Source organism: Streptomyces sp. NPDC026673 (assembly GCF_040638135.1).
In the GTDB taxonomy this organism is placed as follows: Bacteria; Actinomycetota; Actinomycetes; order Streptomycetales; family Streptomycetaceae; genus Actinacidiphila.
Window position 1 is genome coordinate 25,796 of record NZ_JBEZXR010000041.1, and the last position, 25,387, is coordinate 51,182.

Sequence of the window (25,387 nt, forward strand, 5' to 3'; positions counted from 1 at the left end):
TAGGGTCGGCGGGGTGGCACCGGAACCGGACGGGCTCTTTCCGCTCGAGGACGTCCTGCCCCGCCGCGGTGGGACGGCGGACGGCGGTACGCCCTTCCGCGACTCCCCCGCCGCCGCACGGCTGCTCGACATCCGCACCGTCTACGCCGAGCCGGAGGCCGCCGCCTCCGCGCGGGGCCGCGAGATCCTGGCCCGCTTCCCGGGCGCGCGGGTCGTGGAGGTGCCGTCGCACTGGCGCATCCCCGGCCTGCACGGCAACGACGGCAACGCGGCCCGCTGGGTCCGGGTCAAGACCGAGACCCTGGTCCTCGGGGTGCGGAAGACGCTCACCGTCCGCCCCAACGGCCGCTCGGCCGACTGGATCGCGCCCGGCGCCTCCAACGGCTGCGCGATGGCCTGCGCCTATTGCTACGTCCCCCGGCGCAAGGGCTACGCCAACCCCGTCACCACGTTCACCAACATCGACCGCATCGTGGATCGTGTCGCCCGGCACGTGGCCGCCCGGGGCGGCAAGCCCACGCCCAACAGCTGCGACCCGCGGGCGTGGGTGTACGACATCGGCGAGAACGGCGACTGCTCGGTGGACGCCCTGATCAGCGAGAACACCGCGGACCTCGTCACGGCGTTCCGGCACTGGCCCACCGCGAAGGCGTCCTTCGCGACCAAGTTCGTCAACCCCGACCTATTGCGGCTCGACCCCCGGGGCCGCACGCGGATCCGCTTCTCCCTGATGCCTCCCGAGGATTCCCGGCTGCTCGACATCCGCACCAGTCCGGTGGCCGAAAGGATCGCCGCCGCGGGCGACTTCCTGGAGGCGGGGTACGAGGTGCACTTCAATCTGTCCCCGGTCGTCGTCCGCCCGGGCTGGCAGTCCGCGTGGGCCGAGCTGTTCCGGCACCTCGACGGGGTCCTTCCGGCGGCGGTCAAGGCCCAGGCGGCCGCCGAGGTCATCATGCTCACCCACAACGCCGGCCTGCACGAGGTCAACCTGGGCTGGCACCCCCGCGCCGAGGAGCTGCTGTGGCGCCCCGAGCTGCAGGAGCCGAAGCGCTCGCAGAACGGCGACCTCAACGTCCGGTACCGCGCCGCGCGGAAGGCGGAGTCCGTGCGCCGGCTGCTGGCGCTGGCCGAGGAGCACGCGCCCTGGCTCCGGATCCGCTACGCGTTCTGAAGTTCCCGTCGGCGGCGTGACACAGGCCACGTACGAAACCGTTTCGTTTCGCTAAGCCCGGGCCCTATGCTCGTCCCGACGAGTACGAAACCGTTTCGTTCAGAACGGAGGGCCGCCATGCCCACACCGGTCGCCGTCCGCCGCGGCAGCCGCCTCACCCCCGAGCGCGAGGCCGAGGTCTACACAGGCGTGCTCGACCTGCTCCGCGAGGTCGGCTACGAGGCCCTGACCATGGACGGACTCGCCGCCCGCGGCCACTGCAGCAAGGCCACCCTCTACCGCCAGTGGGGCGGCAAGGCCGAACTGATCGCACGGGCGCTGCGGCACGAGAAGCCGGTCAACGCCGGGGACATCGACACCGGAAGCCTCCGCGGCGACCTCCGCGCCCTGCTGACCCTCCAGGACGACCGGCAGATGGAGCGCGATTGCGCGCTCATGCGCGCGCTGGCCATGGCCCTGCACGGCAATCCCGACCTGCTGCACGCGCTGCAGGACGTCCTGATCGGCCCGGAGCGCTCGGGCCTGGACGTCCTGCTGCGGCGGGCCGCAGACCGCGGGGAGATCCGCGCCGACAACCCCGCGCTGCCCTACCTCATCCAGCTGCTGATGGGCGCCTTCGTCACCCGCGAGGTGCTCGAGGGCGTCCCGCCCACCCAGACGTATCTCCTCGGCTTCCTCGACGCGGTGATCCTGCCCGCGCTCGGCGTCCGCCCCGGATCCGATCCCGCGCCCGCTCGCTGACGGCGCCCGTTCCCGACCGACCCACGAACCCGACAGGGAGTAGGCCCGTGGCCACATTCCTCTACCGAACCGGCCGGTTCGCCTTCCGGCGGCGGCACTTCGTCGCCCTGATCTGGGTGGCGCTGCTCGCCCTCGCCGGGGTCGGCGCCGCCAACGCCCCCGCGGCGGGCAGTTCGTCCTTCTCCGTGCCCGGCACCGAGTCCCAGAAGGCCTTCGACCTCCTCGACGAGCGCTTCCCCGGCGCCGGCGCCGACGGCGCGACCGCGCGTGTGGTCTTCCAGGCCCCGGCCGGCGAGAAGATGACGGACCCGGCCAACAAGAAGGCCGTCCAGCGGGCCGTGGGCGAACTGCGGCGGGGCTCCGAGGTCGCCGCCGTCGACAACCCCTACACCGCCAAGGCGGTGAGCGAGGACCGGACGATCGCCTACGCGAGGGTGGCCTACGACGTCCCCGGCATGGAACTGCGGGACTCCTCCCGCGAGGCCCTGGAGACCGCCGCCGAGCACGCCCGCGACAGCGGGCTGACCGTGGAGATCGGCGGTGACGCGCTCCAGACGGCGCCGGAGACCGGGGCCACCGAGGTGATCGGCATCGCCGTCGCCGCCGTCGTGCTGGTGATCACCTTCGGCTCGCTGGTCTCCGCCGGGCTGCCCCTGATCACCGCGCTGATCGGCGTCGGGATCGGCGTCAGCTCCATCACCGCGCTCGCCAGCACCCTGGACCTGGGGTCCACCACCTCGATCCTGGCCATGATGATCGGCCTGGCGGTGGGCATCGACTACGCCCTGTTCATCGTCTCCCGCTACCGTGCCGAACTCGCCGAGGGCCGACGGGGCGAGGAGGCGGCCGGGCGCGCCGTCGGCACCGCGGGCTCCGCCGTCGTGTTCGCCGGGCTGACCGTGATCATCGCCCTGGTGGGCCTGTCCGTCGTCGACATCCCGATGCTGACCAAGATGGGCGTGGCCGCCGCGGGTACGGTCGCCGTCGCCGTCCTCATCGCCCTCACCCTGGTGCCCGCGCTGATCGGCTTCGCGGGCAAGCGCGTCCGTCCCGCGGACGCCGGTGGCCTGTTCCGCCGCCGCGGAGGGAACGCCCAGCAGCACGCCCACCGTGCGCCCCGCGAGGAGCGCCCCAACATGGGCACCCGATGGGCCCGGTTCGTCATCCGGCGCCCCGTCGCCGTCCTGCTGGTCGGCGTCGCGGCCCTCGGCGCGGTGGCCGTGCCCGCCGGCTCGATCGAACTCGGCCTCGGCGACGACGGGACACAGCCCGTCTCGACGACCCAGCGCCGGGCGTACGACCTGCTCTCCGAAGGCTTCGGGCCCGGATTCAACGGCCCCCTGGTCGTGGTCACCGACGCCAAGGGCACCGACGACCCGCGGGGCGCGGTCCGGGAGGTCGCCGCGGACCTCAAGGGACTCGACGACGTGGCCGCCGTGACCCCGGCGACCTTCGACAAGGCCGGGGACACCGCGATCATCACGGTGGTCCCCGCGTCCAAGCCGAGCAGCGCCGAGACCGAGGACCTGGTCGGCGCGATCCGTGCCGCGGGCGACGGGATCACGGACCGCACCGGCGCCGAGGTCTCCGTCACCGGCACCACGGCGCTCAACATCGACACCTCGCAGAAGCTCACCGACGCGATGCTGCCCTACCTGGCTCTCGTCGTCGGCCTCGCCTTCCTGCTGCTGATCGTCGTGTTCCGCTCGGTCCTCGTCCCGCTGAAGGCCGCCCTCGGCTTCCTGCTCTCGGTGATGGCGGCGCTCGGCGCGGTCGTCGCGGTCTTCCAGTGGGGCTGGCTCGGATCGCTGCTGGGGGTCGAGCAGACCGGCCCGATCATGTCGATGATGCCGATCTTCCTGGTGGGCGTGGTCTTCGGCCTCGCCATGGACTACGAGGTCTTCCTGGTCACACGCATCCGCGAGGCGCATGTCCACGGGGAGCGGCCCGGACAGGCCATCGTGACCGGCTTCCGGCACAGTGCCCGGGTCGTCACCGCCGCCGCGATCATCATGATCGCCGTCTTCGCCGGATTCATCGGATCCCACGAGGCGATGATCAAGTCGATCGGCTTCGGCCTGGCGACCGCCGTCTTCTTCGACGCGTTCGTCGTGCGGATGGCCATCGTTCCCGCGGTGCTCGCACTGCTCGGCCGCCGGGCCTGGTGGCTGCCCGCGTGGCTGGGCCGGATCCTGCCGAACGTCGACGTCGAGGGCGAGGGGCTGCGCGCCCCCGGCCGGGACGACGAGGGCGCGGACGACACGGCGGAGCGGACCGGCACGGCGCCGGAACTCGAGCCCACCCGCGGCTGACCCGCCGCGCCCGCCCGCCCGCGCGGCCCAGACCGGCCCACCACGGGAACCACCACCGGGCCGCCTCGGGCCCCACCACCGGGCCGCCTCGACCCCCCACCACCGGCCCCGCCGCGCCCTGCGGCGGGGCCGGCGCCTGAGTAGCGTGGGCCGCGGACCGTGCGACACCCGTACGGCCCCGAAGGGACGGCACACACCGTGCAGCAGGAATCGGCGGACTTCCCCGCCCTCGCCGCGCCCGGGGCGGCGGACCTGGCCGCGCTGGACGAACGGCTGACCGGATGCCGCGCCTGCCCGCGGCTGGTCGCCTGGCGCGAGGAGACCGCCCGGGTCCGCCGCCGGGCCTACGCCGGGTGGGAGTACTGGGCCCGCCCCGTACCGGGATTCGGCCCGCCGGACGCCGCACTGGCCCTCGTCGGGCTGGCGCCCGCCGCGCACGGCGGCAACCGCACCGGCCGGATGTTCACCGGCGACCGCTCGGGCGACGTGCTGTTCGAGGCCCTCCACGCTGTCGGCCTGGCCTCCCAGCCCACCTCGACCGAGCGCGGCGACGGCCTGGAACTGTACGGGGTGCGGGTCACCGCGCCCGTCCACTGCGCGCCGCCCGCCAACAAGCCGACCCCGCAGGAACGGCTGACCTGCCGCCCGTGGCTGGTGCGTGAACTGGAGCTTCTGCGGCCGACGTTGCGGGCGATCGTCGTCCTCGGCGCCTTCGGCTGGCAGGCGCTGCTGCCCGTACTCGGCGGCGCGGGGTACCGGCTGCCGCGACCGCTGCCCCGGTTCGGGCACGGCGCGCACGTGGAGCTGGCGCCGCCCACCGAAGGAGAGCCGCCGCTGCACCTGTTCGGCTGCTACCACGTCAGCCAGCAGAACACCTTCACCGGCCGGCTCACCCCCGCCATGCTGCGCGACGTCCTGGCGACCGCGGCCGCGCGGGCCGGGCTGCCGGCGACGCGCTGAGTCTCAGCGCGCGGCGCCGACGATCGCCCCGGCCACCGCGGGCAGCGAGTCGGGGTGGTCCGTCAGAAACAGATTGGGCTCGATCAGCTCCAGTTCCATCACGCGCGGGGTGCCGTCCTCGGCGTCCACCAGGTCCACCCGGGCGTAGAGCAGCTCCGGCCTGCCCGGCACCGCCTCCAGCGCCCGCTCGGCGGTGGCCAGTTCGGCCTCGGTCGGGGTCCAGGGACGTACCCCGGGGTGAGCGACCTTGCGCTGGTCGTACCGCGTGTCCGGGGACAGTACGGCGTTCTTGGCGATGGCGTGCAGGAAGCGGCCGCCGAGGAAGACCAGGGCACGTTCGCCGGTGCTGTCGATACGGGGCATGTACGGCTGGATCATCGCGGTGATGCCCTCGCCGTGCATCCGTGCCACGTGCGCCAGCGCCTCCTCCCGCTGCTCGGGGCGGTAGCGCGCGGCATAGCGGGCGCCCGCGCCGGCGGCGGGCTTGATCACGTACTCGTGGTCGCCGGGAAGCCCGTCGGTGACGCCCGGCGGCAAATAGCGGGTGGCGACGGCCGGTACGCCGAGGGCGGCCAGCTCGCCCAGATAGCGCTTGTCGGCGTTCCAGCGCACGACCGCGGGCGGGTTGAGCAGGGTCGTGACGACGCCGCAATGGTCGGCCCAGGCCAGGAACTGCTCGGTGCGCCAGGTGTAGTCCCAGGTGGAGCGGATGACCACCAGGTCGAATCCCGACCAGTCCACGGCCGGGTCGTCCCAGTGCGCGATCGCGGCCTCGGCGCCCGCGGCGACGACGGCGTCCCGCAGCAGGGGCAGATCCCGGTCGACAGCGCCCTCCGGAAGGCGCGCGGTCGTCACCAGGGCGATCCTCGGCTGCGGCACGATGACTCCTCGGGGTCGGGCTGACGGCTCGCGTCGCAGGCTACCCGGCGGAATCGCCGGTGGTCACCGGGGCTCCCGATGCCCCCGTGGCCACCGTGCACAATGGCGGCATGCCCAAGTCCCGCCCCGGCCGCCGCTCCGCCCCGCGCCCCCACTCCCAGCCCGTGCCGCACTCCCCCGGCGCGCCCTGCCCGTGCGGGCTGCCCGCCGCCTACGGCGACTGCTGCGGCCGCTACCACTCCGGCCACGCCGAGGCCCCCACCGCCGAGGCCCTGATGCGCTCCCGGTACAGCGCCTACGCGGTGCGCGACGCCGCGTATGTGCTCCGCACCTGGCATCCCGAGACCCGGCCCGCGGATCTGGACCTCGACCGCCACCTGCGCTGGGAGCGGCTGGAGATCCTCTCCACGACGGACGGCAGCGCCTTCCACAGCGAGGGCACGGTGGCCTTCCGCGCGCACTACAGCCTGCGCGGCGAACACGACGCGATGGAGGAGCACAGCCGCTTCATCCGCCACGAGGGCGCGTGGGTCTACGTGGCACCCCTGCCCTGAGCCCGCCGGTACACCGGGTTGCGGTCGGGAACGAGGAGCGGGGAAGAGGTCGTGGGGCGCAGGGGTTCGCTGGGGCGGGAGTTCGGGTGGCTGTGGGCGGCGTACGCCGCGAGCACCATGGGGACGTGGTTCGCGCTCGACGCGTTCCCGCTGATCGCCGTCCGTGTGCTGCACAGCAGTCCGGCGCAGGTGTCCCTGCTGTCCGCGGCGGGCCTGGCCGGAGCCGCGCTCATCGCCGTCCCCCTCGGGCCGTGGGTGGACCGCCGCCGCAAGCGGCCGGTCATGATCGGTACGGACCTGCTCCGGTTCGTGGCGCTGCTCACGATCCCGGTGGCCTACGCGACGGGAAGGCTGACGTTCCTTCAACTCGTCCTGGTGTCGACGGTCGTCGCTTCCGCCAACGTGGTGTTCACCGCGGCGAGCGGGGCCAACCTCAAGGCATTGGTGGCCCCGGAGGATCTGCTGCGGGCCAACGGGCGGTTCGAGTCGACCATGTGGACGGCGACCGCGCTGGGGCCGCCGTCGGGCGGCGTGGCCGTCGGGGTCTTCGGGCCGATGGCGACCACCGTGGTGAACGCTGCGAGCTTCCTGCTGTCGGCGCTCGGGATCAGGGCGATGACGGGCGGGGAACCGCGGCCGAAGCCGGGAAGGCCGCTGCGCGCCGGGGATCTCGTCGCCGGCTGGCGGCACATCCTCGGCCACCCCGCGCTGCGCGCGCTGTTCTTCAACACCGCCCTGGTCAACGGCCTGATCATGGCGACCGCGCCGCTGCTGGCCGTGCTCCTCCTGCGCGACCTGGGTTTGACGCCGTGGCAGTACGGACTGGCCTTCGGCGTGCCGTGCCTCGGCGGGCTCGTCGGCTCGCGGCTGGCACGGCGGCTGGTCGTCCGGTACGGGCAGCGGCGCGTGATGGTCGTCGGCGGGGCCCTGCGGGCCTGCTGGCCGCTGGGCCTGGCCTTCGTCCGTCCCGGCCCGTGGGGGCTGGTGTTCCTCGTCCTCGTCGAGTTCGGCCTGATCACGTGCGTGGGCGTCTTCAACCCCGTCTTCGCGACGTACCGGCTCGAACACACCCCGGCGGACCAGGTCGCCCGGGTCCTGTCCGCGTGGTCCGTCACCAGCAGCGCCACCATCGCGGCCCTGACGGCCTGTTGGGGCCTGCTCGCCACCCTCGCCGGTCTCCGGACGGCCATCGCCGCCGCCGGGGTGCTCATCCTGGGCACCGTCTTCCTGCTGCCCCGGCGCCGGCACATCGCCCCGGCGGAACGCGTGCCGGCCGGGGACCCCGTCTGACCCGCGGGCGCGTTCAGCGGCCCGGGGACGCGGGCCCGGTACCCGCCCCGCACAGGCTGTCCGCGATGTCCCGGGCGCGGGCGGGGCGCAGCAGCCACACCCCCTCGGCGAGCCGGCGGGCACGTCGGTGGCGGCGACGAGGAACAGCAGGCCGAAGCCGGCGGTGGGCCGCACGCGCAGGCTGCCCCGCCACACGCCGCCGGACGGGGCGGTGCTTTCCGGGATGCCCGCGCGCCGGACTGGGCTCGGGCGCCCGTCCGCCCGGACCGGGGAACCCGCCCGGGTCCGGCGGGCGGTCGGGGCCACGGCGCTCAGGACCAGGCCGAGCGGCAGGAGGGGCAGGAGGGGCAGGAGGGGCAGGAGGGGCCACCGTACGGGGCCGACGGCGCCCGTCGCGGCCGCGCCACCCCGGACCCCTTCCCCGCCGCGGACCCCCTGCGACCACGCACCGGGGCCACCGGCCCGACCGACGGCGCCGAGGTCGCGGGGCATGTGAGGCGGCGACCCGGGGACACCTTCCCGCAATCGCGGTGCCGCATGAGCCCCGGACGCGTCGCGGAGCCCCGCAAGGGGGAGACTCGGAGACCTCGCGGGCCCGTCACCGTACCGAGGCACGCCTGTTCGCGGCGCCTGACGACGGGTCGGGGACCGCCGACGCCCGCCGGGACCCCGGCTGTCCGCTCCTCCTGCCGGACGACCACGGCGCGGCGGTCCGGGAGTTCGAGGCGGCCCTCATCGTGCTGAGCGAGCAGCGGCATCCAGTGGCGCAGGCCGTACCGGCTCCGCCTGGGCGCGGTGGCGCTCGCCGATGCGGACGGCCGGCCGTGGCCCGGCCGCGCACGCGTGCGCCTCAGCGCGTGCCGCGCAGCCGCTCCATGTCCCGCCGCTCCCGCTTCGTCGGCCGGCCCGCGCCTCGGTCGCGGATGACGGGCGCCGGCGTCTCCTCGGGGGCGGGCGGCGGAGGACTGTTGTCGACGAAGCACTCCGCGGCGACGGCGGCACCGACCCGCTTCCGCACCAGGCGCGTGACGACGACGATCCGTTCGCGGCCGACACCCCGCAGTCGCACCTCGTCGCCCGGGCGGACCGCCTGCGCGGGCTTGACGCGCTCGCCGTTGACCCGCACGTGCCCGCCGCGGCAGGCGGTGGCCGCCATGGAGCGCGTCTTGGTGAGCCGTACGGACCAGATCCAGGCGTCGACCCGCACGGGGCCCTCGTCGTCAGCCATGTCACGACCTTAGCGCGCCCGGTTCCCGGAACGCGGCGTCCGGTATGCGCTCTTGACGGAAGGCTCCGCGAGCCACAGGATGCGCCCAGGCATGCACACGTCAAGCGTGCGCGCCGTCCCAGCACAGTCCCGCGCAACTCCATCCCCCACACACCGGAGTGACCTGTGCCCGCATTCAAGATCGTCGCGGCCGGGGCCGCCACCGCGCTCGCGGCGGCCCTGCTCACCGCATCCGCGACATCCGCGTCGGCGACACCCGCCACCGCGACACCCGTCTCCGCACGGCCCGCCGCGCTCGCCGCCGCACCCGACATCCCCGTGGCGAACGTCAAGGCGCACCTGAGCCAGCTCCAGTCGATCGCCACCGCCAACGGCGGCAACCGCGCCCACGGCAGGGCCGGCTACAGAGCCTCCATCGACTACGTGAAGGCCAAGCTGGACGCCGCCGGCTACACCACCGTGCTCCAGCAGTTCACCTCGAGCGGCGCCACCGGCTGGAACCTGATCGCCGACTGGCCCGGCGGTGACACCAACCATGTGATCATGGCGGGCGCCCACCTCGACTCGGTCACCGCGGGGCCCGGCATCAACGACAACGGGTCCGGCTCGGCCGCGGTCCTGGAGACCGCCCTGGCCGTCGCGCGCGAGAACCTGCAGCCCACCAAGCACCTGCGCTTCGGCTGGTGGGGCGCGGAGGAGCTGGGCATGGTCGGCTCCAAGGCGTACGTCAACGGCCTGGCCTCCACCGACCGGGCCAAGATCGACGGCTATCTGAACTTCGACATGATCGGCTCGCCCAACCCCGGCTACTTCGTCTACGACGACAACACCGCGCTGGAGAAGGTCTTCAAGGACTTCTTCACCGCCAGGGGGATCGCGACCGAGATCGAGACCGAGGGCGACGGCCGCTCCGACCACGCGCCCTTCAAGAACGCGGGCGTCCCGGTCGGCGGGCTGTTCTCCGGCGCCGACTACACCAAGACCACGGCCCAGGCGCAGAAGTGGGGCGGCACGGCGGGGCAGGCCTTCGACCGCTGCTACCACTCCTCCTGCGACACGACGTCGAACATCAACGACACCGCGCTGGACAACAACAGCGACGCCATCGCCAACGCGATCTGGACCCTGGGCACCGCCGCCACTCCCCCGCCGGGCACGGTCTTCGAGAACACCGCCGACGTCAGCATCCCCGACAACGGCGCGGCCGTGACCTCCTCGATCACCGTCAGCGGCGTCAGCGGCAACGCCCCCGCTGCCCTCTCGGTCGGCGTCGACATCCGGCACACCTGGCGCGGCGACCTCGTCGTCGACCTCGTCGCCCCGGACGGAAGCGCCTACCGGCTGAAGAACTCCAGCAGCGGCGACTCCGCGGACAACGTCATCGCCACCTACACGGTCAACGCCTCGAGCGAGGTCGCCAACGGGACCTGGAAACTGCGCGTGCAGGACGTCGCCGCCCAGGACACCGGCTACATCAACAGCTGGAAGCTGACCTTCTAGCCATCCCCGCGCCGGCGGCCCCCGCCCCGCCCGGGGGTCGCCGGCGGAATACCGCGGGCGCCGTCTGTTGCGCACGCGGGAAACCGTCGCCGTCGGCTGTTCCCACGGCTGAGCACCCCGGACACCGCGCCCGCCGAACCCGCCCGGGGATCGACCGCCCGCCGCGGGCCGGGCCGACCCCGGTGACGCCCGCGAGTCCGGCCCCGGCGGCGCCCGCTGCGGGTACCCCGTCACCGGCCTACGCTGAAGAGGGGGCGCGGCGAGCGGTGGCACCGCACCGTGCCGGGCCTCCGGCGAGAGGAGAACCGCTGATGAGCAATCACCACACCAATTCCCACGTCGACGTCCTCCTCACCGACTGCGAGCGTCAGGACGCCGGAGCCGTGCTCGGCGCGCTGGAGGCCGCCTTCCCGACGCGTCCCGGCGAATCGCTCACCGAGGCCGTCGAGCCCCGCCCCGGATCCGCCCACCCGACCGTGTGGGCCGCCTCCATCGACACCCGCAGCCACGGGCACGAACTGGGACCCGTCCACCTCGACGGCGCCCTGACCGCGGACCTGTCCGGCGGGCCGCGCCACGTGCGCGAGGTCAAGAAGGTGCTCAGCGACTCCTTCCGCCTGGAGGAGCAGGGCTCGGTCTCCGGCGACCAGGAAGTCGAACTCCGTCTCCGCCTCACGGAGCTCCCCGACGGCCGCTGAACGACCGGCGTCGAGACGCCCGGGACGGCTTGCCCGGCAAGCCGTCCCGTCCTCCTGTCCGGCCCGCCGCGACGGCTAGGCTGCGCCGGTGACCGATTCCCCCGTCCACCCGCGACCGGCCCCCAGGGCGACTTCGAGCCGCCGGGGGTACTGACATGCCCCTCGTCGTCCACCGCCTCACCCCGTACGATCCCGGCGACGGGGCCGGGGAACCCGGCCCCTGCGACACACGCATCCCGTTCTGCTCCCGGGAGACCGCCGCGATGGCCTGCGCGGCGGCGGTGGCGGACTTCGCCCAGGCGGCGGGCGTGTCCCGGCTGACGATCGACAATCCCATGACCGAGGGGTTCTTCTCCTTCTCCGTCAGGAAGGGCCGCGGAACCGGAGGGCTCGACGGGCTCTTCCCGCACGACCTGGACGGCTACCACGACGGGGCGCGCGTGCCGCTCGCCACCGGTCTCGCGCTCGTGCGGACGATGGTGCTGCGGCACGGCCCGTGGTGCCGGCTGCACGCGGACAACGGCTTCTTCGTCCATGTCGGAACCCAGGACGACGTCTACGTGGGGGCCGACCACCACGACGGCGGATCCGTGGCCCGTGCGCGGGGCCTGGGACTCTTCGTCGAGCGCGCCGAGCGGTCCCCGTACGACCCGGCGCTCGACACGACCGAGCCGCAGCGGCCCGCCGACGGCGCCTTCTGGGCCGAGGTCGAGGCCCTCGTCGGGCGCGACGGCGGGGTCCTGCTGGAGGAACGCCCCGTCGGCCACGCCTACCGCTGGCACCGCCCCACCTCGGCCGCCGACGTCCGCGAGGTGCGCCGGCGTCTGACCCCGCGGGCACGGCTGGCGGTGTGGCCGGATCTCACCGAGGACGCGGAGGCGGTCCGCGCGGCCGTCCTGCGCGACGAACGTCCGGCGCTGCTCGTGCGGCAGTACCCCGGCGGCGGATTCCACCGCGAACGCGTCGCGGAACCGCGGATGAGCCGGGCCGATGTGCCGAATCCCGAGATCCCGTCCGGGCCCGGCCACCGCGCCGCGCTCGTCCCGCTGGGACCCGCTGACCGCCGTCCCCCGCTCGCGGCGGTGTCGCCGGATCCCGACGGAGTGCTGCGCGCCCGCTGGCGAACGGACCCGACCCCTGCCGAGGAACGCCGCGCCTTCCTCCACTCCCTGCGGATCGGGGACGTCGTCGGCGGCGTCGTGGCGAGCGGGCTCGACGACGTCGGCGTGCACGTCGACCTCGACCATCCCCTCGGCCGCGGCCTGGGGTTCCTCCGCGTCCCCGAGATGTCCTGGGAGTGGTTCGACTCGGTCGACGACGTCGCGCCGGTGGGCCGGGAGATCCGGGCCGTGGTCCTCCACGTCGACCACGCCTGGGAGCAGGTGGCCCTGTCGTCGAAGGCGCTGCTCCCCGATCCCTGGCAGAGGTACGCCGACGCCCACGCGGTCGGCACGACGGTGTCCGGTGTGGTGACGCGGGAGGTCCCGTTCGGGAGGTTCGTCCGCCTGGCGAAGGGGATCGAGGGCCTCGTCCCCGGCGGGGAGGGCGCCGGCGACGGGCTCGCGGCCGGGGACGAGGTCCGGGTGACCCTGATCGACGTCGACCTCGAGCGCCGCCGCATCGAGCTCTCCCTCGATGGGCCCGGGCGGCGCTGACCTCAGGCCACGAACAGCCCCGCGCCCTCGCCCTCGGAGCCGCCCCCGTCACGGACGGACTGGGCGGCCGCGGCCAGTCGGTCGACGGCGTCGCGGGCCACGGGTCCGCCGACGGTGAAGGGCAGCCGGATGTAGCCCTCGAAGGCGCCGTCGACGCCGAAGCGCGGACCGGAGGGGACGCGGACGCCCAGGCGCTCACCCGCCACGGCGAGCCGTGACCCGGACACGTCGGCGGTGCGCACCCACATGGTCATGCCACCCGAGGGGACGGCGAACTCCCAGTCCGGCAGGCGGTCGCGGAGGGCGTCGACCAGGTCGTCCCGGTGGGCGCGCGCACGTTCGCGGCGGGCGGCCACGGCGTCGTCCCAGGCCCCCGTGCGCAGCAGCCAGGCCACGGCGAGCTGGTCGACGACGGGCGAGCCGAGATCGAGGTAGGCGCGGGCGCTGACCAGCCGCCGTACGACGTCGGGCGCGGCGCGGACCCAGCCGATGCGCAGCCCGGCCCAGATCGCCTTGCTCGCGGAGCCGACGGTGATGACGCTGCCGCCGCGGTCGAAGGCGGCCATCGGGCGCGGCGCCGGTCCGGCCGCGCCGTCCAACGACAGTTCCGCCATGGTCTCGTCGGCGACGAGGACCGTCCCGGCGGCCCGGGCGGCCTCGACGAGGGCGCGGCGCTGGTCGTCGGGGACGAGGGTGCCGGTGGGGTTGTGGAAGTCGGGCATGACGTAGGCCATGCGCGGTGCCGCGTCGCGCAGCACCCGCTTCCAGGCGTCGAGGTCCCAGCCGCCCAGACCCTCGCGCATGGCGACGGGGACGAGCCGGGCGCCGCTCTCCCGCAGCAGTTCCAGGACGTTGGCGTAGCTCGGCGACTCGACGGCGACGCGCTCACCGGGCGCGCCGAGACGGCGTACGGCGGCGGCGATGGCGCCCATGGCGCCGGTGGTCACCATGATCTGCTCGGGGAGGGTGGGGATGCCGCGGGCGGTGTAGCGCGCCGCGATGGCCTCGCGCAGGACGGGCAGCCCGGCGGGGAAGTCGCCGTGGGTCGCCGAGTAGGAGGGCAGGTCGGCGAGGGCGCCCTCGACGGCGCGCGACAGCCAGGGCTCGGGGGCGGGCAGCGCGGCGCAACCCAGGTCGATGACGGTGCCCGCGGCGTCCGGGGGCAGCGGCTCCAGTCCGCGGGTCGGCAGGGCGTGCCCCTCGGGGACGGCGGTCCAGGTGCCCGCACCGCGCCGCGAGCGGGCGAACCCCTCGGCGCGTAGCGCCTCGTATGCGGCGGCGACGGTGGTGCGGCTCACGGCCAGGGCGAGCGCCAGCTCGCGTTCTGCGGGGAGCCGTGCGGCCACCGGCACCCGCCCCTCCAGTACCAGGACCCGGATGCCGTCGGCGAGCCCCCGGTAGGCCGGGACGCGGCGACCGGTGGCGCGCTGCGGGCGGGGCTCCAGGAGCCGGGCGAGATGAGTGACCCCTACCGTTGCGGTCCACTGCGACATGGTTTCCGGTCCACCTTTCGCATATTGGCCATGGATTTCCTCCAGGACCATGCCACATAGTGTCGCGCATCCACTCGTCATGGCCAGAGGGGGGTCCCGTGGAGGGCCAATCCACCACCGCACGACGCCTGTTGCACCTCTACGCCGGACTGGCCCTCTACGGGGCGAGCGCGGCGCTGCAGGTGCGCGCGGCGCTGGGCCTCGACCCCTGGGACGTCCTCCACCAGGGCATCTCACGGCACACGGGCATCAGCATCGGCCTGGTCTCGGTCGTCGTCGGCGCGGTCGTCCTGCTGCTGTGGTGGCCGCTGCGCCAGCGCCCCGGCCTCGGCACGGTCTCCAACGTCTTCGTCGTCGGCCTGTCGATGGACGCCACGCTCGCCCTGCTGCCCGAGCCGCACGGCCTCGGCGCGCGGATCCCGCTGCTGGTGGCGGGCGTGGTGCTCAACGGCGTGGCGACCGGCCTCTACATCACCGCCCGCTACGGCCCGGGCCCGCGGGACGGCCTGATGACCGGCCTGCAACGCCGAACGGGCCGCTCCATCCGTCTGGTGCGCACCGCGATCGAGGTGACGGTGCTGGCGATCGGCTTCGTGCTGGGCGGCAGTGTCGGCATCGGCACGGTCGTCTACGCGGTGTCGATCGGCCCGCTGGCCCAGTTCTTCCTGCGGGTCTTCGAGCTGCCGCGGCCGCGGCCGGAGGACGACTCGGTGGTCGTCACCCGCGGGGGGCGGCCGGTGGCGGACGCCGCGGACGGTCGCGCCATACTGCCGGAGTGAGCGCCATACGCCATCCCTATCTGGACAGCCCGGCCCCCATCGCCTTCGCCCACCGCGGCGGCACGGCGGACGGCCTGGAGAACACCGCCTGGGCCTTCCGGCGGGCCGCGGACCTCGGCTACCGCTACATGGAGACCGACGTCCATCTGACCTCGGACGGCGTGCTGGCGGCCTTCCACGACGAGTCCCTGGACCGGGTCACCGACGCCCGCGGGCGGATCGCCGAGCTGCCGTGGAGCGAGGTGAGCCGGGCCCGCGTGGCCGGCCGCGAGCCGGTGCCGCTGTTCGAGGAACTGCTGGACGCCTTCCCCGACGTCCGCTGGAACGTGGACGCCAAGGTGGACGCCGCGGTCGAACCGCTCGTGGAGGCGGTGCGCCGGGCCGGCGCATGGGAGCGGGTGTGCGTGGGGTCGTTCTCCGAGCCCCGACTGGTCCGGGCGCGCGCACTGGGCGGAAGCCGGCTGGCCACGTCGCTGGGCACCCGGGGCGTGGCCGATCTGCGCCTGCTGTCCCGCGGCGGCCGTGCGGCCGAATGGCTGCTCCTCCGCACGGCGCGGCGGCGTGGAGCGGTGTGCGTGCAGGTCCCCGAGCGGGCGTACGGCATCCGGGTCGTCGACCCCGCCTTCCTCGCGACGGCGCACCGGCTGGGTCTGCAGGTGCACGTGTGGACGATCAACGACGAGTCCCGTATGCACGCGCTGCTCGACCTCGGCGTGGACGGGATCATGACCGACCGCCTGGAGGCCCTGCGCGAGGTGTACACCGCGCGCGGGGCCTGGACCTGACGGCCGGGGCCGCCGGCCCCGGCCGGCACCCGTCACACCTTGGCGGTCTTGGTCTTGGACAGCCGCGCGAAGACGACGACGTTGCCGGAGTAGCCGGCGTCCCTGCTGTAGGTGCCGCCGCAGGTGATGACGCGCAGCTCGGGGTCCTTGGTGTCCCCGTACACCCGCTTGGCGGGGAACTCGGCCTTGGTGAACACCTCGATGCCGTAGATGGTGAAGGTCGCCGTGGAACCGTCGTCGCGGACGACGTCGATGGTCGAGCCCTTCTTCAGCGCCCCGAGGCTGTAGAAGACCGCCGGGCCGCTCTCGTTGTCGACGTGCCCGACGATGACGGAGGCGCCCCGGGCCCCCGGGCTGACCGAGTCCTTGAACCAGGCCGCCTCACTCGCCTTCTCGGGCGGCGGCGCCGCGATGATGCCGCGGCTGTCCAGGCCCACGTTCATGATCGGCGCGTCGATGCTGACGGAGCCGACGCGGATGCGGGTCGGCTGGGCGGGCGGCAGCGGTGGCGGCACCTTGATGGACCCGGCGGCCCCGTCGGGGAGCGCCGCGGAGGCGGCGGACGGCTGGGGAGGACCGTCGCCACCGATGAAGCCGTGGAAGGTCAGCACCACCCCGGTCACGAGGACCGAGCACACGAGCACCCCGACGGCACCACGGCCGCGCCGTGTGAGCGTCACCTGTCCCGTCCGCCCGGCGGCGGGACGGACGGCGCCACCGGTTCCCGGACGGCCGGGCGGACGCGCCGGCTGCCGCCGGGCGCGCGCCGCGGCACCGCCCCGGGCCGGAGCCGTGCCGACGGCCGGACGAACCTCCTTGGCCGGAGGCCGGGCCGGGGTGCTCGGAGGGGCCTTGGGAGGCGCCTTGGGGGGCGCCTTCGGGAGGGCTTTCGGGGGAGCTTTCGGGGGCGCCCCGGCCGGGGCCGGCGCGGGGGCCTGCGCGGGGGCCTGCGCGGGGGCCTGCGCCGCGGTGCCCGCCGGGGTCTGCCCCTTCGGCGCCGGCTTCCCCTTGGCCTTCGGCTTCCGTTTCGCCTTCCCCTTCGCCGCGGCTCCGGCCTTCTCCACGGGGGCAGGGGCGGGTGCGGGCCGGGCACGGGCCGGCGGCTGGGGCGTACGGCCCGGCCGGCCGGGCGCCCGTGCCGCGTCGGCGGTGTGCCCGGGCACGAACGGCTGGCCGAACCAGGGGTCGGGCTGCCCGTACCAGGCGTCGGGCTGTCCGTACCAGGGCACGGGGGTGGTGTGATCCCCGGAGTTTCGCAGCATCGCAGTCCTTCAGCTCCGACCGGTCGGTCATGAGTGACAGTCCGTCATAAATGATGTTAAACGGAAGTATGCGTCAACCGCGGACGGATCAGCGCCAGGCAGGCAATGTACTCCTCACCCGATCGAGTGGAGCCGCTGCGGCAGCGGAGGCAATCCGGCGCTGCGTTGCCGAAATGGAGCGCCGATGATGCCGACCGTGGCCTGATGGACCCTCACCATTCGTGCGCGCCGGACCTCGACGGCCCGTACGCGCTGGCCGCCACCGCGGTCGTCGTGTACCGCGCGCACGCCCCGTGGCTGCCGAGCGGCTTCCTGGGCGCGCCGGCCCGCGCGAGCGCATCTGGCCAACACCGCTCCGCAGGCGTGCGGTTCAGCGTTCGCCCGGGTCGCCCGCCCCGTACTGCCGGCGGTGCGGCTCAACGCGCGGGGACACGTGGAGTGGAGCGGCGCGCCCCTGCGCCGGGCGTGGCGGTGAGCCGGCAGACGAACGCGGTCCGGCACCCTGGCGGGCCTGCACGCCTTCGACCGGACCTCACCATCGGCACCCTGAACCGCCTGATGCGGAGCACCGGCCCGGCATGGACGGTCGCGTTCGTCGGCACCATCCGGACGGCCCGGCCCATGGGAGGCCCGCGTGAACGCGTTGCGCGAGTAGGGGGTGCGTCAATTTCCTCGTAGGGCCGTTCTCGTGAATCGGCGTGAGATGTCCCTTGAAAATCCGGCGTTCCTGCGAGGTGACCACACTCATACGCGCCTCTCAGGTGTCGCGACCTCCACGTGCACGGTCGCCACCCCGCAGCAGACGGGTGCTGACGGCATTTCTCCTGATGGGTCGGCGGCTGACTGAGCATCGGCTGACGATCCGTCCGCCATCGTCGACCCCGGATTGCCCGTGACGGTGGGTCACCCGTTTGACGAGCTCTTCACATTTTTCTGACGCGGCCGCGGGTATGGCTCCGACCTGCGACAACGCCATTCCGGCCGGATCTCTGATCCTCCGTCCGGAGGATGGCATGTGCAGTTTCCGAGGTGCGTGAAGATCCCCGCCCTCGTGCCATGGATCTCAAGGACGCGGTCGCAGTTCGTGTCGAGGGAAAGCCAATCCCGCCTGCCCCGTCCGCAAGGAGGTTCCCCCCATGCGTGGTTCACGCATTCTCGCAGCGGCGGCGATGACGGTTGCCGCCGTCGTCCTGCCGGCAAGTGTGGCGGCCGCAGAGCCGATCGTCTCCGTCTCCGACAACGGCCGTGTCACACCGGGCGATGTCGTCACCTTCACGCTCGCCGGCTGCATCGAAGCGCCGACCTACGTGACCACCCTTCCGGATGCGGCACCGGTGGGCTCGGCCTCGGCCACCAAATTCCGACTCCTGGTGGATGAGAACACGCCAGCGGGTACCTACGAGGTCAAGCTGACCTGCACGGAGCCGGCGGGCACCACCAGCCCCAACTCTGTCACAAAGTCCGTGATCGTCAGCGTTGACGGCAACGGCGAGGGCCGTGACGGCGAAGGCCGTGACGGTGAGGGTCGCGGTGGCGAACACGGCGGCGGTGGCGGCTACGGCGGTGGGGGCGGCTACGGCGGCGGCCACGGGAACAAGGGCGGCCACGGCGGTTACGGCCGCGGCCACGGTGGCTACGGCGGCGACGACCGCTGCGAGTCGTGGTGGGGCGACAAGGGCGACGACGACCACGGCGGCGGTGGCGGCGGCTACGGCGGCGGTGACAACGGCGGCGGCGGTCGTGGAGGCGACAACGGCGGCGGCGGTGGCGGCGGTCGTGGAGGCGACAACGGCGGCGGCGGTGGCGGCGGTCGCGGCGGTGACAACGGCGGCGGCAACGGCGGCGGCGGCAACGACCGTGAGGGCAACGGCAACAACGAGAACGGCAACGGGAACAACAGCAACGGCAACAGCAACAACGACAACAACGACGACCTGACCGCCCAGAGCTTCGGCTCCTCGTCCGACGACGGCCGCAACATGGACGACTCGTGGGGCAGCGGCGGCGGTCGCGGCGGTGACAACGGCGGTGGCTACGGCCGCGGCAACAAGGGCTGCAAGGGCGGCCACGGCGGTGGCGGCGGCGGTGGTGGCTACGGCGGCGGCAACGGCGGCGGCGGTGGCGGCAACGGCGGCGGCGGTGGCGGCGGCGGCGGCAACGGCGGCGGCCCCGACACCGGCTTCGGTGGTTCGATCGGCATGAACGCCCCGGAGACCCTGCTCGGCGCCTCGCTCCTGGTCGCCGGTGCCGGTGGCGGCGTCTACATGCTGCGTCGCCGGCGTGCGAACGGCGGCAAGGCCTGATCCTCGCGGGCTTCCGCGATACACGCGATACAAGTGAGACAACGCACTGCCCCCGGGCCGCCCGCGCGGCGCCCGGGGGCAGTCCCCTGCGCGGGAAAGGCGGACGGAAGGCGTCCGCCGGATGAACGGACGAACCAAGCGGATCATCCCTCTCCCCCGCTCCGGCCGCGGATGGCATCATGACCGATCACATCGGCACGGCGCACGGACACGGATCGGCGGGAACAACGGGTGACCACGGGTGAGGCGCAGGACATGGCGGTGCACGGCGGTACCGCCACCCCGGCCCACGAGCGGCGGCGCGCACAGCGCGGCTGGTACTTCTACGACTGGGCCAACTCGGTCTTCTCCACCAGTGTGATCACGGTCTTCCTGGGCCCGTACCTCACCGACATCGCCGAGACCGCCGCGGGTCCGGACGGCTATGTCCACCCGCTCGGGATCCCGGTGCGTGCCGGGGCGTACTTCGCGTACGTGGTGTCCGCCTCCGTCCTGCTGTCGGTGCTGGTGATGCCGCTCGCCGGGGCGATCGCCGACCGGACGGGGCGCAAGAAGGCGCTCCTCGGGGCGTTCGCGTATCTCGGCGCGGCGGCGACGACGGCGATGTTCTTCGTGACCGGGGACCGCTATCTCCTCGGCGGCGCCCTGCTGATCGTCGCCAACGTCGCCTTCGCGGCGGCCATGGTCCTCTACAACGCCTTCCTTCCGGAGATCGCCGAACCCCACGAGCGGGACGCGGTCTCGTCACGCGGCTGGGCCTTCGGATACGCCGCAGGGGCGCTGATGCTGGTCGCCAACCTGGCGCTGTTCCTCGGCCATGACGCCGTCGGGATCTCCAAGGGCATGGCGGTGCGGATCTGCCTGGCCTCGGCCGGCCTGTGGTGGGCCGCCTTCACGCTTGTCCCCCTCATACGGCTGCGCGACAGGGCGCCAGGCGGGCACGCCACCGGGAACGCCACCGGGCGCCGGGGGTCGCTCCGCCAGGGCTGGCGCCAACTCGCCGACACGTTGCGGGACATGCGCCGCCATCCGCTCACCCTCGGCTTCCTGCTGGCATACCTCATCTACAACGACGGCATCCAGACCGTGATCTCCCAGGCCTCGCTCTACGGCTCGAAGGAACTGGAGCTGGACGAGACAGCACTGATCGGCGCGATCCTCCTGGTGCAGGTGCTGGCCGTGTTCGGCGCCCTGCTGCTGGGCCGGCTGGCCGCGCGGTACGGGGCGCGCCGGACGGTGCTGGGTTCCCTGGTGGCGTGGACGCTGACGATCGGGGCCGGCTTCTTCCTCCCGGCCGGCGAACCGGTGGCGTTCTACTGTCTGGCCGCGGCCATCGGCATGGTCCTGGGCGGCAGCCAGGCGCTGTCGCGCTCGCTGTTCTCGCACCTCATCCCGCGCGGGAAGGAGGCCGAGTACTACTCGGTGTACGAGGTCAGCGACCGGGGCACCAGTTGGCTGGGGCCGCTGCTGTTCGGCCTGACGTACCAGCTGACCGGGAGCTACCGGTACGCGATCGTGTCGCTGGTGGCGTTCTTCGTGATCGGCTTCGTGCTGTTGGCGAGGGTGCCGATGCGGCGGGCGGTGGCGGCCGCGGGCAATCCGGTCCCCGAGACGATTTAGTGCGAATGGGCGCGGCGCGGTAGTGTACGCCGTTGGCCGTCGGATGGACCGTTACTGCGCGCTAAAGATACCAGAACGCAGGGTGACATCTCTCGCTAGATGTGACAAAACGGGCGTCGATGGGTACAAAAAGGGGCGGCACGACGGGCGACGCACCTCCCGACTACGGGAATCTTCACCGCCGACCGGACGTTGACCGGATGACGACGACAGCGACACCTGTCCTGTGGGCGACACAGCCCGGGAGGCACGATTCATGAGTGAGCGAGCTCTCCGCGGCACGCGACTCGGGGCGACAAGCTACGAGACCGACCGCGGCATCGATCTGGCACCGCGCCAGACCGTTGAGTACGCATGCCGGAACGGACATCGATTCGAGATGCCGTTCTCGGTGGAGGCCGAGATTCCGCCGGAGTGGGAGTGCCGCGCCTGCGGCCAGATCGCGCTCCTGGTCGACGGAGAGGGCCCGGAGGAGAAGACGAGCAAGCCCGCGCGTACGCACTGGGACATGCTCATGGAGCGGCGCACGCTCGAGGAGCTGGAGGAAGTGCTGGCCGAGCGGCTGGCCGTCCTGCGCTCCGGCGCCATGAACATCGCGGTGCATCCGCGCGACAACCGCAAGACCGCCTGACAGAAGGAAGTGGGCCCGTGAGGGGCGGGCCCGTTCAGACGTGCGCCCCGGGCGAGCGTGGCCTCAGTGCCGCGGCCCGGGGTTTTCGTCGTCCCGCTCCGGGGCGGGGTCGACCACCTCGCCCCGGATGACCTTGCCGTCGGGGCGGTGGATGCGGATCTGCTGGTCGGCGGCGCGCGCCTGGGCGAAGAGGTCGCCGAGCGAGCCCTGCTCGCGCGGGGCCGCGGCCTTGCGGTCCAGGAACCGTCCGCCCGCCCTGGTCAGCAGGGACCGGGTCGGCCGGAAGAGCAGCAGCAGCCCGGCCAGGTCGGAGATCAGTCCGGGCACCATCAGCAGCAGTCCGCCGAACATGACCGGCGCCGCTCCGCCGCCGTTCTCGCCGCCGGAAGCGCCGCGTTCCCGCTCCTGCTCCGGCCCCCCGGAGCGCATCGCGGCGTTCAGCGCACGCCAGGCGCTGCGGCCGGCGTGCCGCACGGCCAGGGCCCCGCCCGCGAAGCCGGCCACGAGCAGCAGGAGGACGGTCAGTCCGCCGGCCGCCCCGGCCACCAGGATGAGCAGCCAGATCTCCAGCAGCGCGTAGGCGGCCACACCGAGCGGTATCCATGTTCCGGCGCGTGAGCGCCGCCGCCGGCGCGGGTCGCCGCCCGGTTGCCGCGGACCGGCCGGTGGCGGGGAGCTGATCGTCATAAGCACCATTGTGCCTGCTCCCCGCCGGAGTCCCGAGGGGCGGTCAGCCCCGGCGCCGGCCGGCGGTCAGGCGCTTCACGCGCGAGCCGACGCCCCAGGCGGTGACCCGCCACAGCGCCTCCACGACGATGTCCCGGCTCATCTTGCTGTCGCCGCGCTCCCGCTCGACGAAGGTGATCGGGACCTCGACGACGTGGAAGCCGGACTTCACCGCGCGCCACGCGAGGTCGACCTGGAAGCAGTAGCCCTGGGAGGCCACCTCGTCCATGCCAAGGCCCTGCAGCGTCTCCCGGCGGAACGCGCGGTAGCCGCCGGTGACGTCGCGCAGCGGCACGTCGAGCAGCAGCCGCGAGTAGGTGCTGCCGCCCCGTGACAGGAACTCGCGGGACTTGGGCCAGTTCACCACCCGGCCGCCGGGGATCCACCGGGAGCCCAGCACCACGTCGGCGCCCTTGAGCGCGGTGAGCAGGCGCGGCAGTTCCTCCGGCTGGTGCGAGCCGTCGGCGTCCATCTCCACGAGCACGCCGTAGTCGTGCTCGATGCCCCAGCGGAAGCCCGCCAGGTAGGCGGCGCCGAGGCCCTCCTTGCCCTTGCGGTGCAGCACGTGGACGTGGTCGTCGGTGGCGGCCAGTTCGTCGGCGAGCTTGCCGGTCCCGTCGGGGCTGTTGTCGTCGGCGACGAGGATGTGCGCCTCGGGCACGGCCGCCCGGACCCGGGCGACGATCGGCTTGACGTTGTCGGCCTCGTTGTACGTCGGGATGATCACGAGAACCGTGCCGAGCGGCCCGAAAGCCCGATCCTGGGCCGTGCCACGGGTCACCCCACCGCCATCGCTCACTGCTGCTCCTTCGTCTGTGTGCGTCCTCGCCTGCCGAGCGCGATCGCCGCGGCCCAGGACAGGAGGCCCACCATAGCGAGGGTCCATTCCGGCGCGGAGCCGACGCGGTCGGCGACCGTCAGATCGTCGCGGAGCGGGAGCCGCGCGCTGAGCACGTCCTGTGTGAACTCCCGCGTGCGCTGCTCGATCCGGCCGTCCGGGGCCACGACCGCGGTGATGCCGCTCGTCGCGGCCGTCACCACGGCGCGGCCGTGCTCCACGGCGCGCAGCTGCGACATGGCCAGCTGCTGCTCGGGCTGGCCCGTGCGGCCGTAGGTGGCGTTGTTGGTCTGGATGATGAGGGCGCGGGCGCCGGCGGTCACGGTGTCGTGGACGATGCCGTCGTACGCCACCTCGAAGCAGATGACGTCACCGAGCTTCGCCGGGCCGATCTGCAGGACGCCGCTGCCCTTGCCGGGGTAGAAGTCGCGCGGGACCTGGTCGAGCCGCTTGATGACCTTGGTGAGCTGCTTGCGGAAGGGCACGTACTCGCCGAAGGGCACCGGGTGCTGCTTGGTGTAGTGGTCGCCGGGGCCGGTCTGCGGATCCCAGACGATGCCCTCGTTCTGCACATGGTCCTCGTCCGGGCCGTCGACCAGCGCTCCGACGAGGACGGGGACGCCGACGGCCTGGACCGCCTTGGTGATCAGGGCGTAGGCCTGCGGCTCGGCGAACGGGTCCATGTCGGAGGAGTTCTCCGGCCAGATCACCAGATCGGGCTTGGGCGTGCGGCCCGCCTTGACGTCCTCGGCGAGCTTGAGGGTCGCCTCGACGTGGTTGTTGAGGATCTTCAGGGGCCGCCCGAGGAAGTGCATGCCCGGTTGCTGGACGTTGCCCTGCACGATGGCGACCCGGACGGTGTCGTCGGCCTTGGTGGGCACCGGCACGGCGTAGCCCGCGGCGCAGGTCGCGACGGCCAGGACCGCGGCCCCCGCGGCGGGCACGAAGCGGCGCCTGCCGAACACGACCGGGCCCTTGCGCAGCCGCCACACGGCGACCGCGAACGCGGCCAGCAGCGAACCGCACAGCGCCACGGCGAAGGTCACCAGCGGCGCGCCGCCCAGCGCGGCGAGCGGGGTGAACGGCGTGGTGGTGTTCGCGAAGGCCAGCCGGCCCCACGGGAAGCCGCCGAACGGCAGCCGGTCGCGGGCGAGTTCCTCCGCCACCCACAGGCAGGCGCCCCACAGCGGCCAGGCGCGCAGCCGCGAGGTGACCGCGAGGCCCGCGCCGAGGACGGCGACGAACAGCGCCTCGATGACCGACAGGCCCACGACGGCGTCCCAGCCGATGACCCGCAGCCACACCAGGAGCCACACGAAGAACGGCAGCCCGAAGGCGAAGCCCAGCCAGGCGCCCTGACGGGCGGTGCGGCCCCGGGTCAGCAGCGCGAGTCCGGCCACGGCCGCGATCGACAGCGGCCACACCCCGTACGGGGGGAACGCGGCCGCCAGTGCCAGACCGCACAGCGCGGCGAGCGCCGACCGCCGCGCGTTGGCCCGCACGGCGCCCAGCGTGCGCGCCGCACGACCGGGCCGGGGGGCGGGGGGCGGCAGCGGTTCTTCGGACGTCGCCGGCGGCGCGGCGGGAGCCGGTGCGGCGTCGGAGCGCGGTCGCAAGGTTCGCGGCCTTCCTGCAGGTGGTCACTGTGTGAGAGTGACCGTACCTCTAACGGCCCCACCTGCGGACCCCGGGCGGGCAAAGCCTGGACGCCGGGACCGCTCGCCGCACGGCGGCGGGCCGCTGCCGCGCGGGCGCCGGCCCTTGAGCCGCCCCGGCCGGGACCTCGCGCCGCGGGCGGGATGCGTCCGGGCGGTGGTCGTGGGGCGTGCCGGGGCGGCGTTCCGGGCCGCGCCTTTCGGCCGCCCCCGGGCCCCTTTTCGCCACGGGGACGGGGGCGTTCGCGTACCCCCGGGGGGTCGTACCCCCGTGTGCCCGGTCGCGGGTGCGGCGGTCGCGGCGTGC

General features: G+C 73.7%; 21 protein-coding genes. 14 read left to right on the forward strand and 7 right to left on the reverse strand.

Annotated features, from left to right (window positions below):
* Positions 1-13: 13 nt before the first annotated feature.
* The 4 genes from AB0F62_RS25620 (at position 14) to AB0F62_RS25635 (ending at position 5,184) form a co-directional block, all read left to right on the forward strand.
* Positions 14-1,171, forward strand: coding sequence for a spore photoproduct lyase family protein (locus AB0F62_RS25620; protein ID WP_361803542.1), 1,158 nt, complete (start codon positions 14-16; stop codon positions 1,169-1,171).
* Between the two features lie 117 nt (positions 1,172-1,288).
* Positions 1,289-1,912, forward strand: coding sequence for a TetR/AcrR family transcriptional regulator (locus AB0F62_RS25625; protein WP_361803545.1), 624 nt, complete (start codon positions 1,289-1,291; stop codon positions 1,910-1,912).
* A gap of 47 nt (positions 1,913-1,959) precedes the next feature.
* Positions 1,960-4,224 carry an MMPL family transporter gene (locus AB0F62_RS25630; protein WP_361803548.1) on the forward strand — a complete coding sequence of 755 codons (2,265 nt, stop codon included), beginning with the start codon at positions 1,960-1,962 and terminating at the stop codon, positions 4,222-4,224.
* A 198-nt stretch (positions 4,225-4,422) separates the two neighbouring features.
* Positions 4,423-5,184 carry a uracil-DNA glycosylase gene (locus tag AB0F62_RS25635; RefSeq protein ID WP_361803551.1) on the forward strand — a complete coding sequence of 254 codons (762 nt, stop codon included), beginning with the start codon at positions 4,423-4,425 and terminating at the stop codon, positions 5,182-5,184.
* 3 nt (positions 5,185-5,187) lie between these two features.
* Here AB0F62_RS25635 and AB0F62_RS25640 read toward each other — a convergent pair whose 3' ends face one another.
* Positions 5,188-6,066: a hypothetical protein gene (locus AB0F62_RS25640; RefSeq protein ID WP_361803677.1), complete on the reverse strand. Its 879-nt coding sequence runs from the start codon at positions 6,064-6,066 to the stop codon at positions 5,188-5,190.
* A 107-nt stretch (positions 6,067-6,173) separates the two neighbouring features.
* On the opposite strand from AB0F62_RS25640, the gene AB0F62_RS25645 reads away from it, so the two are divergent.
* On the forward strand, positions 6,174-6,617 hold the full coding sequence (locus tag AB0F62_RS25645) for a YchJ family metal-binding protein (protein WP_361803554.1): 444 nt from the start codon (positions 6,174-6,176) through the stop codon (positions 6,615-6,617).
* A gap of 51 nt (positions 6,618-6,668) precedes the next feature.
* Positions 6,669-7,907 (forward strand): MFS transporter, encoded by a 1,239-nt coding sequence (locus tag AB0F62_RS25650; RefSeq protein ID WP_361803557.1) that lies wholly within the window; start codon positions 6,669-6,671, stop codon positions 7,905-7,907.
* A gap of 850 nt (positions 7,908-8,757) precedes the next feature.
* Here the strand turns inward: AB0F62_RS25650 and AB0F62_RS25655 are convergent.
* Positions 8,758-9,135 carry a S4 domain-containing protein gene (locus AB0F62_RS25655; protein WP_361803560.1) on the reverse strand — a complete coding sequence of 126 codons (378 nt, stop codon included), beginning with the start codon at positions 9,133-9,135 and terminating at the stop codon, positions 8,758-8,760.
* Positions 9,136-9,300: 165 nt separating this feature from the next.
* Between AB0F62_RS25655 and AB0F62_RS25660 the strand changes: the two genes are divergently transcribed.
* From AB0F62_RS25660 to AB0F62_RS25670, 3 genes are all read left to right on the forward strand, one after another.
* The gene (locus tag AB0F62_RS25660) at positions 9,301-10,635 is read left to right on the forward strand and encodes a M28 family metallopeptidase (protein WP_361803563.1); all 1,335 of its coding nucleotides are present in this window, start codon (positions 9,301-9,303) and stop codon (positions 10,633-10,635) included.
* Positions 10,636-10,946: 311 nt separating this feature from the next.
* Entirely contained in the window at positions 10,947-11,333 is a 387-nt protein-coding gene (locus AB0F62_RS25665; protein ID WP_361803566.1) for a hypothetical protein, read from the forward strand.
* 155 nt (positions 11,334-11,488) lie between these two features.
* Complete coding sequence (locus tag AB0F62_RS25670; protein ID WP_361803569.1) at positions 11,489-12,988, forward strand: S1 RNA-binding domain-containing protein; 1,500 nt, start codon at positions 11,489-11,491, stop codon at positions 12,986-12,988.
* A gap of 2 nt (positions 12,989-12,990) precedes the next feature.
* Here the strand turns inward: AB0F62_RS25670 and AB0F62_RS25675 are convergent, their stop codons facing one another.
* Positions 12,991-14,481 carry a PLP-dependent aminotransferase family protein gene (locus tag AB0F62_RS25675; RefSeq protein ID WP_361803572.1) on the reverse strand — a complete coding sequence of 497 codons (1,491 nt, stop codon included), beginning with the start codon at positions 14,479-14,481 and terminating at the stop codon, positions 12,991-12,993.
* A 98-nt stretch (positions 14,482-14,579) separates the two neighbouring features.
* Here AB0F62_RS25675 and AB0F62_RS25680 point away from each other — a divergent pair, with 98 nt between their 5' ends.
* Positions 14,580-15,260 carry a hypothetical protein gene (locus tag AB0F62_RS25680; RefSeq protein WP_361803575.1) on the forward strand — a complete coding sequence of 227 codons (681 nt, stop codon included), beginning with the start codon at positions 14,580-14,582 and terminating at the stop codon, positions 15,258-15,260.
* Positions 15,257-16,045, forward strand: a complete 789-nt coding sequence (locus tag AB0F62_RS25685) for a glycerophosphodiester phosphodiesterase (RefSeq protein WP_361803578.1) — start codon at positions 15,257-15,259, stop codon at positions 16,043-16,045. Before AB0F62_RS25680 ends, AB0F62_RS25685 begins: the two co-directional genes overlap by 4 nt.
* Before the next feature lie 32 nt (positions 16,046-16,077).
* Here the strand turns inward: AB0F62_RS25685 and AB0F62_RS25690 are convergent, their stop codons facing one another.
* Positions 16,078-17,307: a class F sortase gene (locus AB0F62_RS25690; protein WP_361803581.1), complete on the reverse strand. Its 1,230-nt coding sequence runs from the start codon at positions 17,305-17,307 to the stop codon at positions 16,078-16,080.
* A 1,136-nt stretch (positions 17,308-18,443) separates the two neighbouring features.
* Between AB0F62_RS25690 and AB0F62_RS25695 the strand changes: the two genes are divergently transcribed.
* From AB0F62_RS25695 to AB0F62_RS25705, 3 genes are all read left to right on the forward strand, one after another.
* Positions 18,444-19,610: a hypothetical protein gene (locus tag AB0F62_RS25695; RefSeq protein ID WP_361803584.1), complete on the forward strand. Its 1,167-nt coding sequence runs from the start codon at positions 18,444-18,446 to the stop codon at positions 19,608-19,610.
* 255 nt (positions 19,611-19,865) lie between these two features.
* Complete coding sequence (locus AB0F62_RS25700; RefSeq protein WP_361803681.1) at positions 19,866-21,230, forward strand: MFS transporter; 1,365 nt, start codon at positions 19,866-19,868, stop codon at positions 21,228-21,230.
* A gap of 256 nt (positions 21,231-21,486) precedes the next feature.
* A complete protein-coding gene (locus tag AB0F62_RS25705) occupies positions 21,487-21,861 on the forward strand; it encodes an RNA polymerase-binding protein RbpA (RefSeq protein ID WP_361803587.1) in 375 nt (124 codons plus the stop codon).
* 63 nt (positions 21,862-21,924) lie between these two features.
* Here AB0F62_RS25705 and fxsA read toward each other — a convergent pair whose 3' ends face one another.
* The 3 genes from fxsA to lnt are packed head-to-tail and all read right to left on the reverse strand — an operon-like array spanning position 21,925 to position 24,927.
* Entirely contained in the window at positions 21,925-22,548 is a 624-nt protein-coding gene (fxsA, locus tag AB0F62_RS25710) for an FxsA family membrane protein (protein WP_361803590.1), read from the reverse strand.
* A gap of 43 nt (positions 22,549-22,591) precedes the next feature.
* Positions 22,592-23,386 carry a polyprenol monophosphomannose synthase gene (locus tag AB0F62_RS25715; RefSeq protein WP_361803593.1) on the reverse strand — a complete coding sequence of 265 codons (795 nt, stop codon included), beginning with the start codon at positions 23,384-23,386 and terminating at the stop codon, positions 22,592-22,594.
* Positions 23,383-24,927 (reverse strand): apolipoprotein N-acyltransferase, encoded by a 1,545-nt coding sequence (lnt, locus tag AB0F62_RS25720; RefSeq protein WP_361803596.1) that lies wholly within the window; start codon positions 24,925-24,927, stop codon positions 23,383-23,385. Before lnt ends, AB0F62_RS25715 begins: the two co-directional genes overlap by 4 nt.
* Between the last annotated feature and the right edge of the window lie 460 nt (positions 24,928-25,387).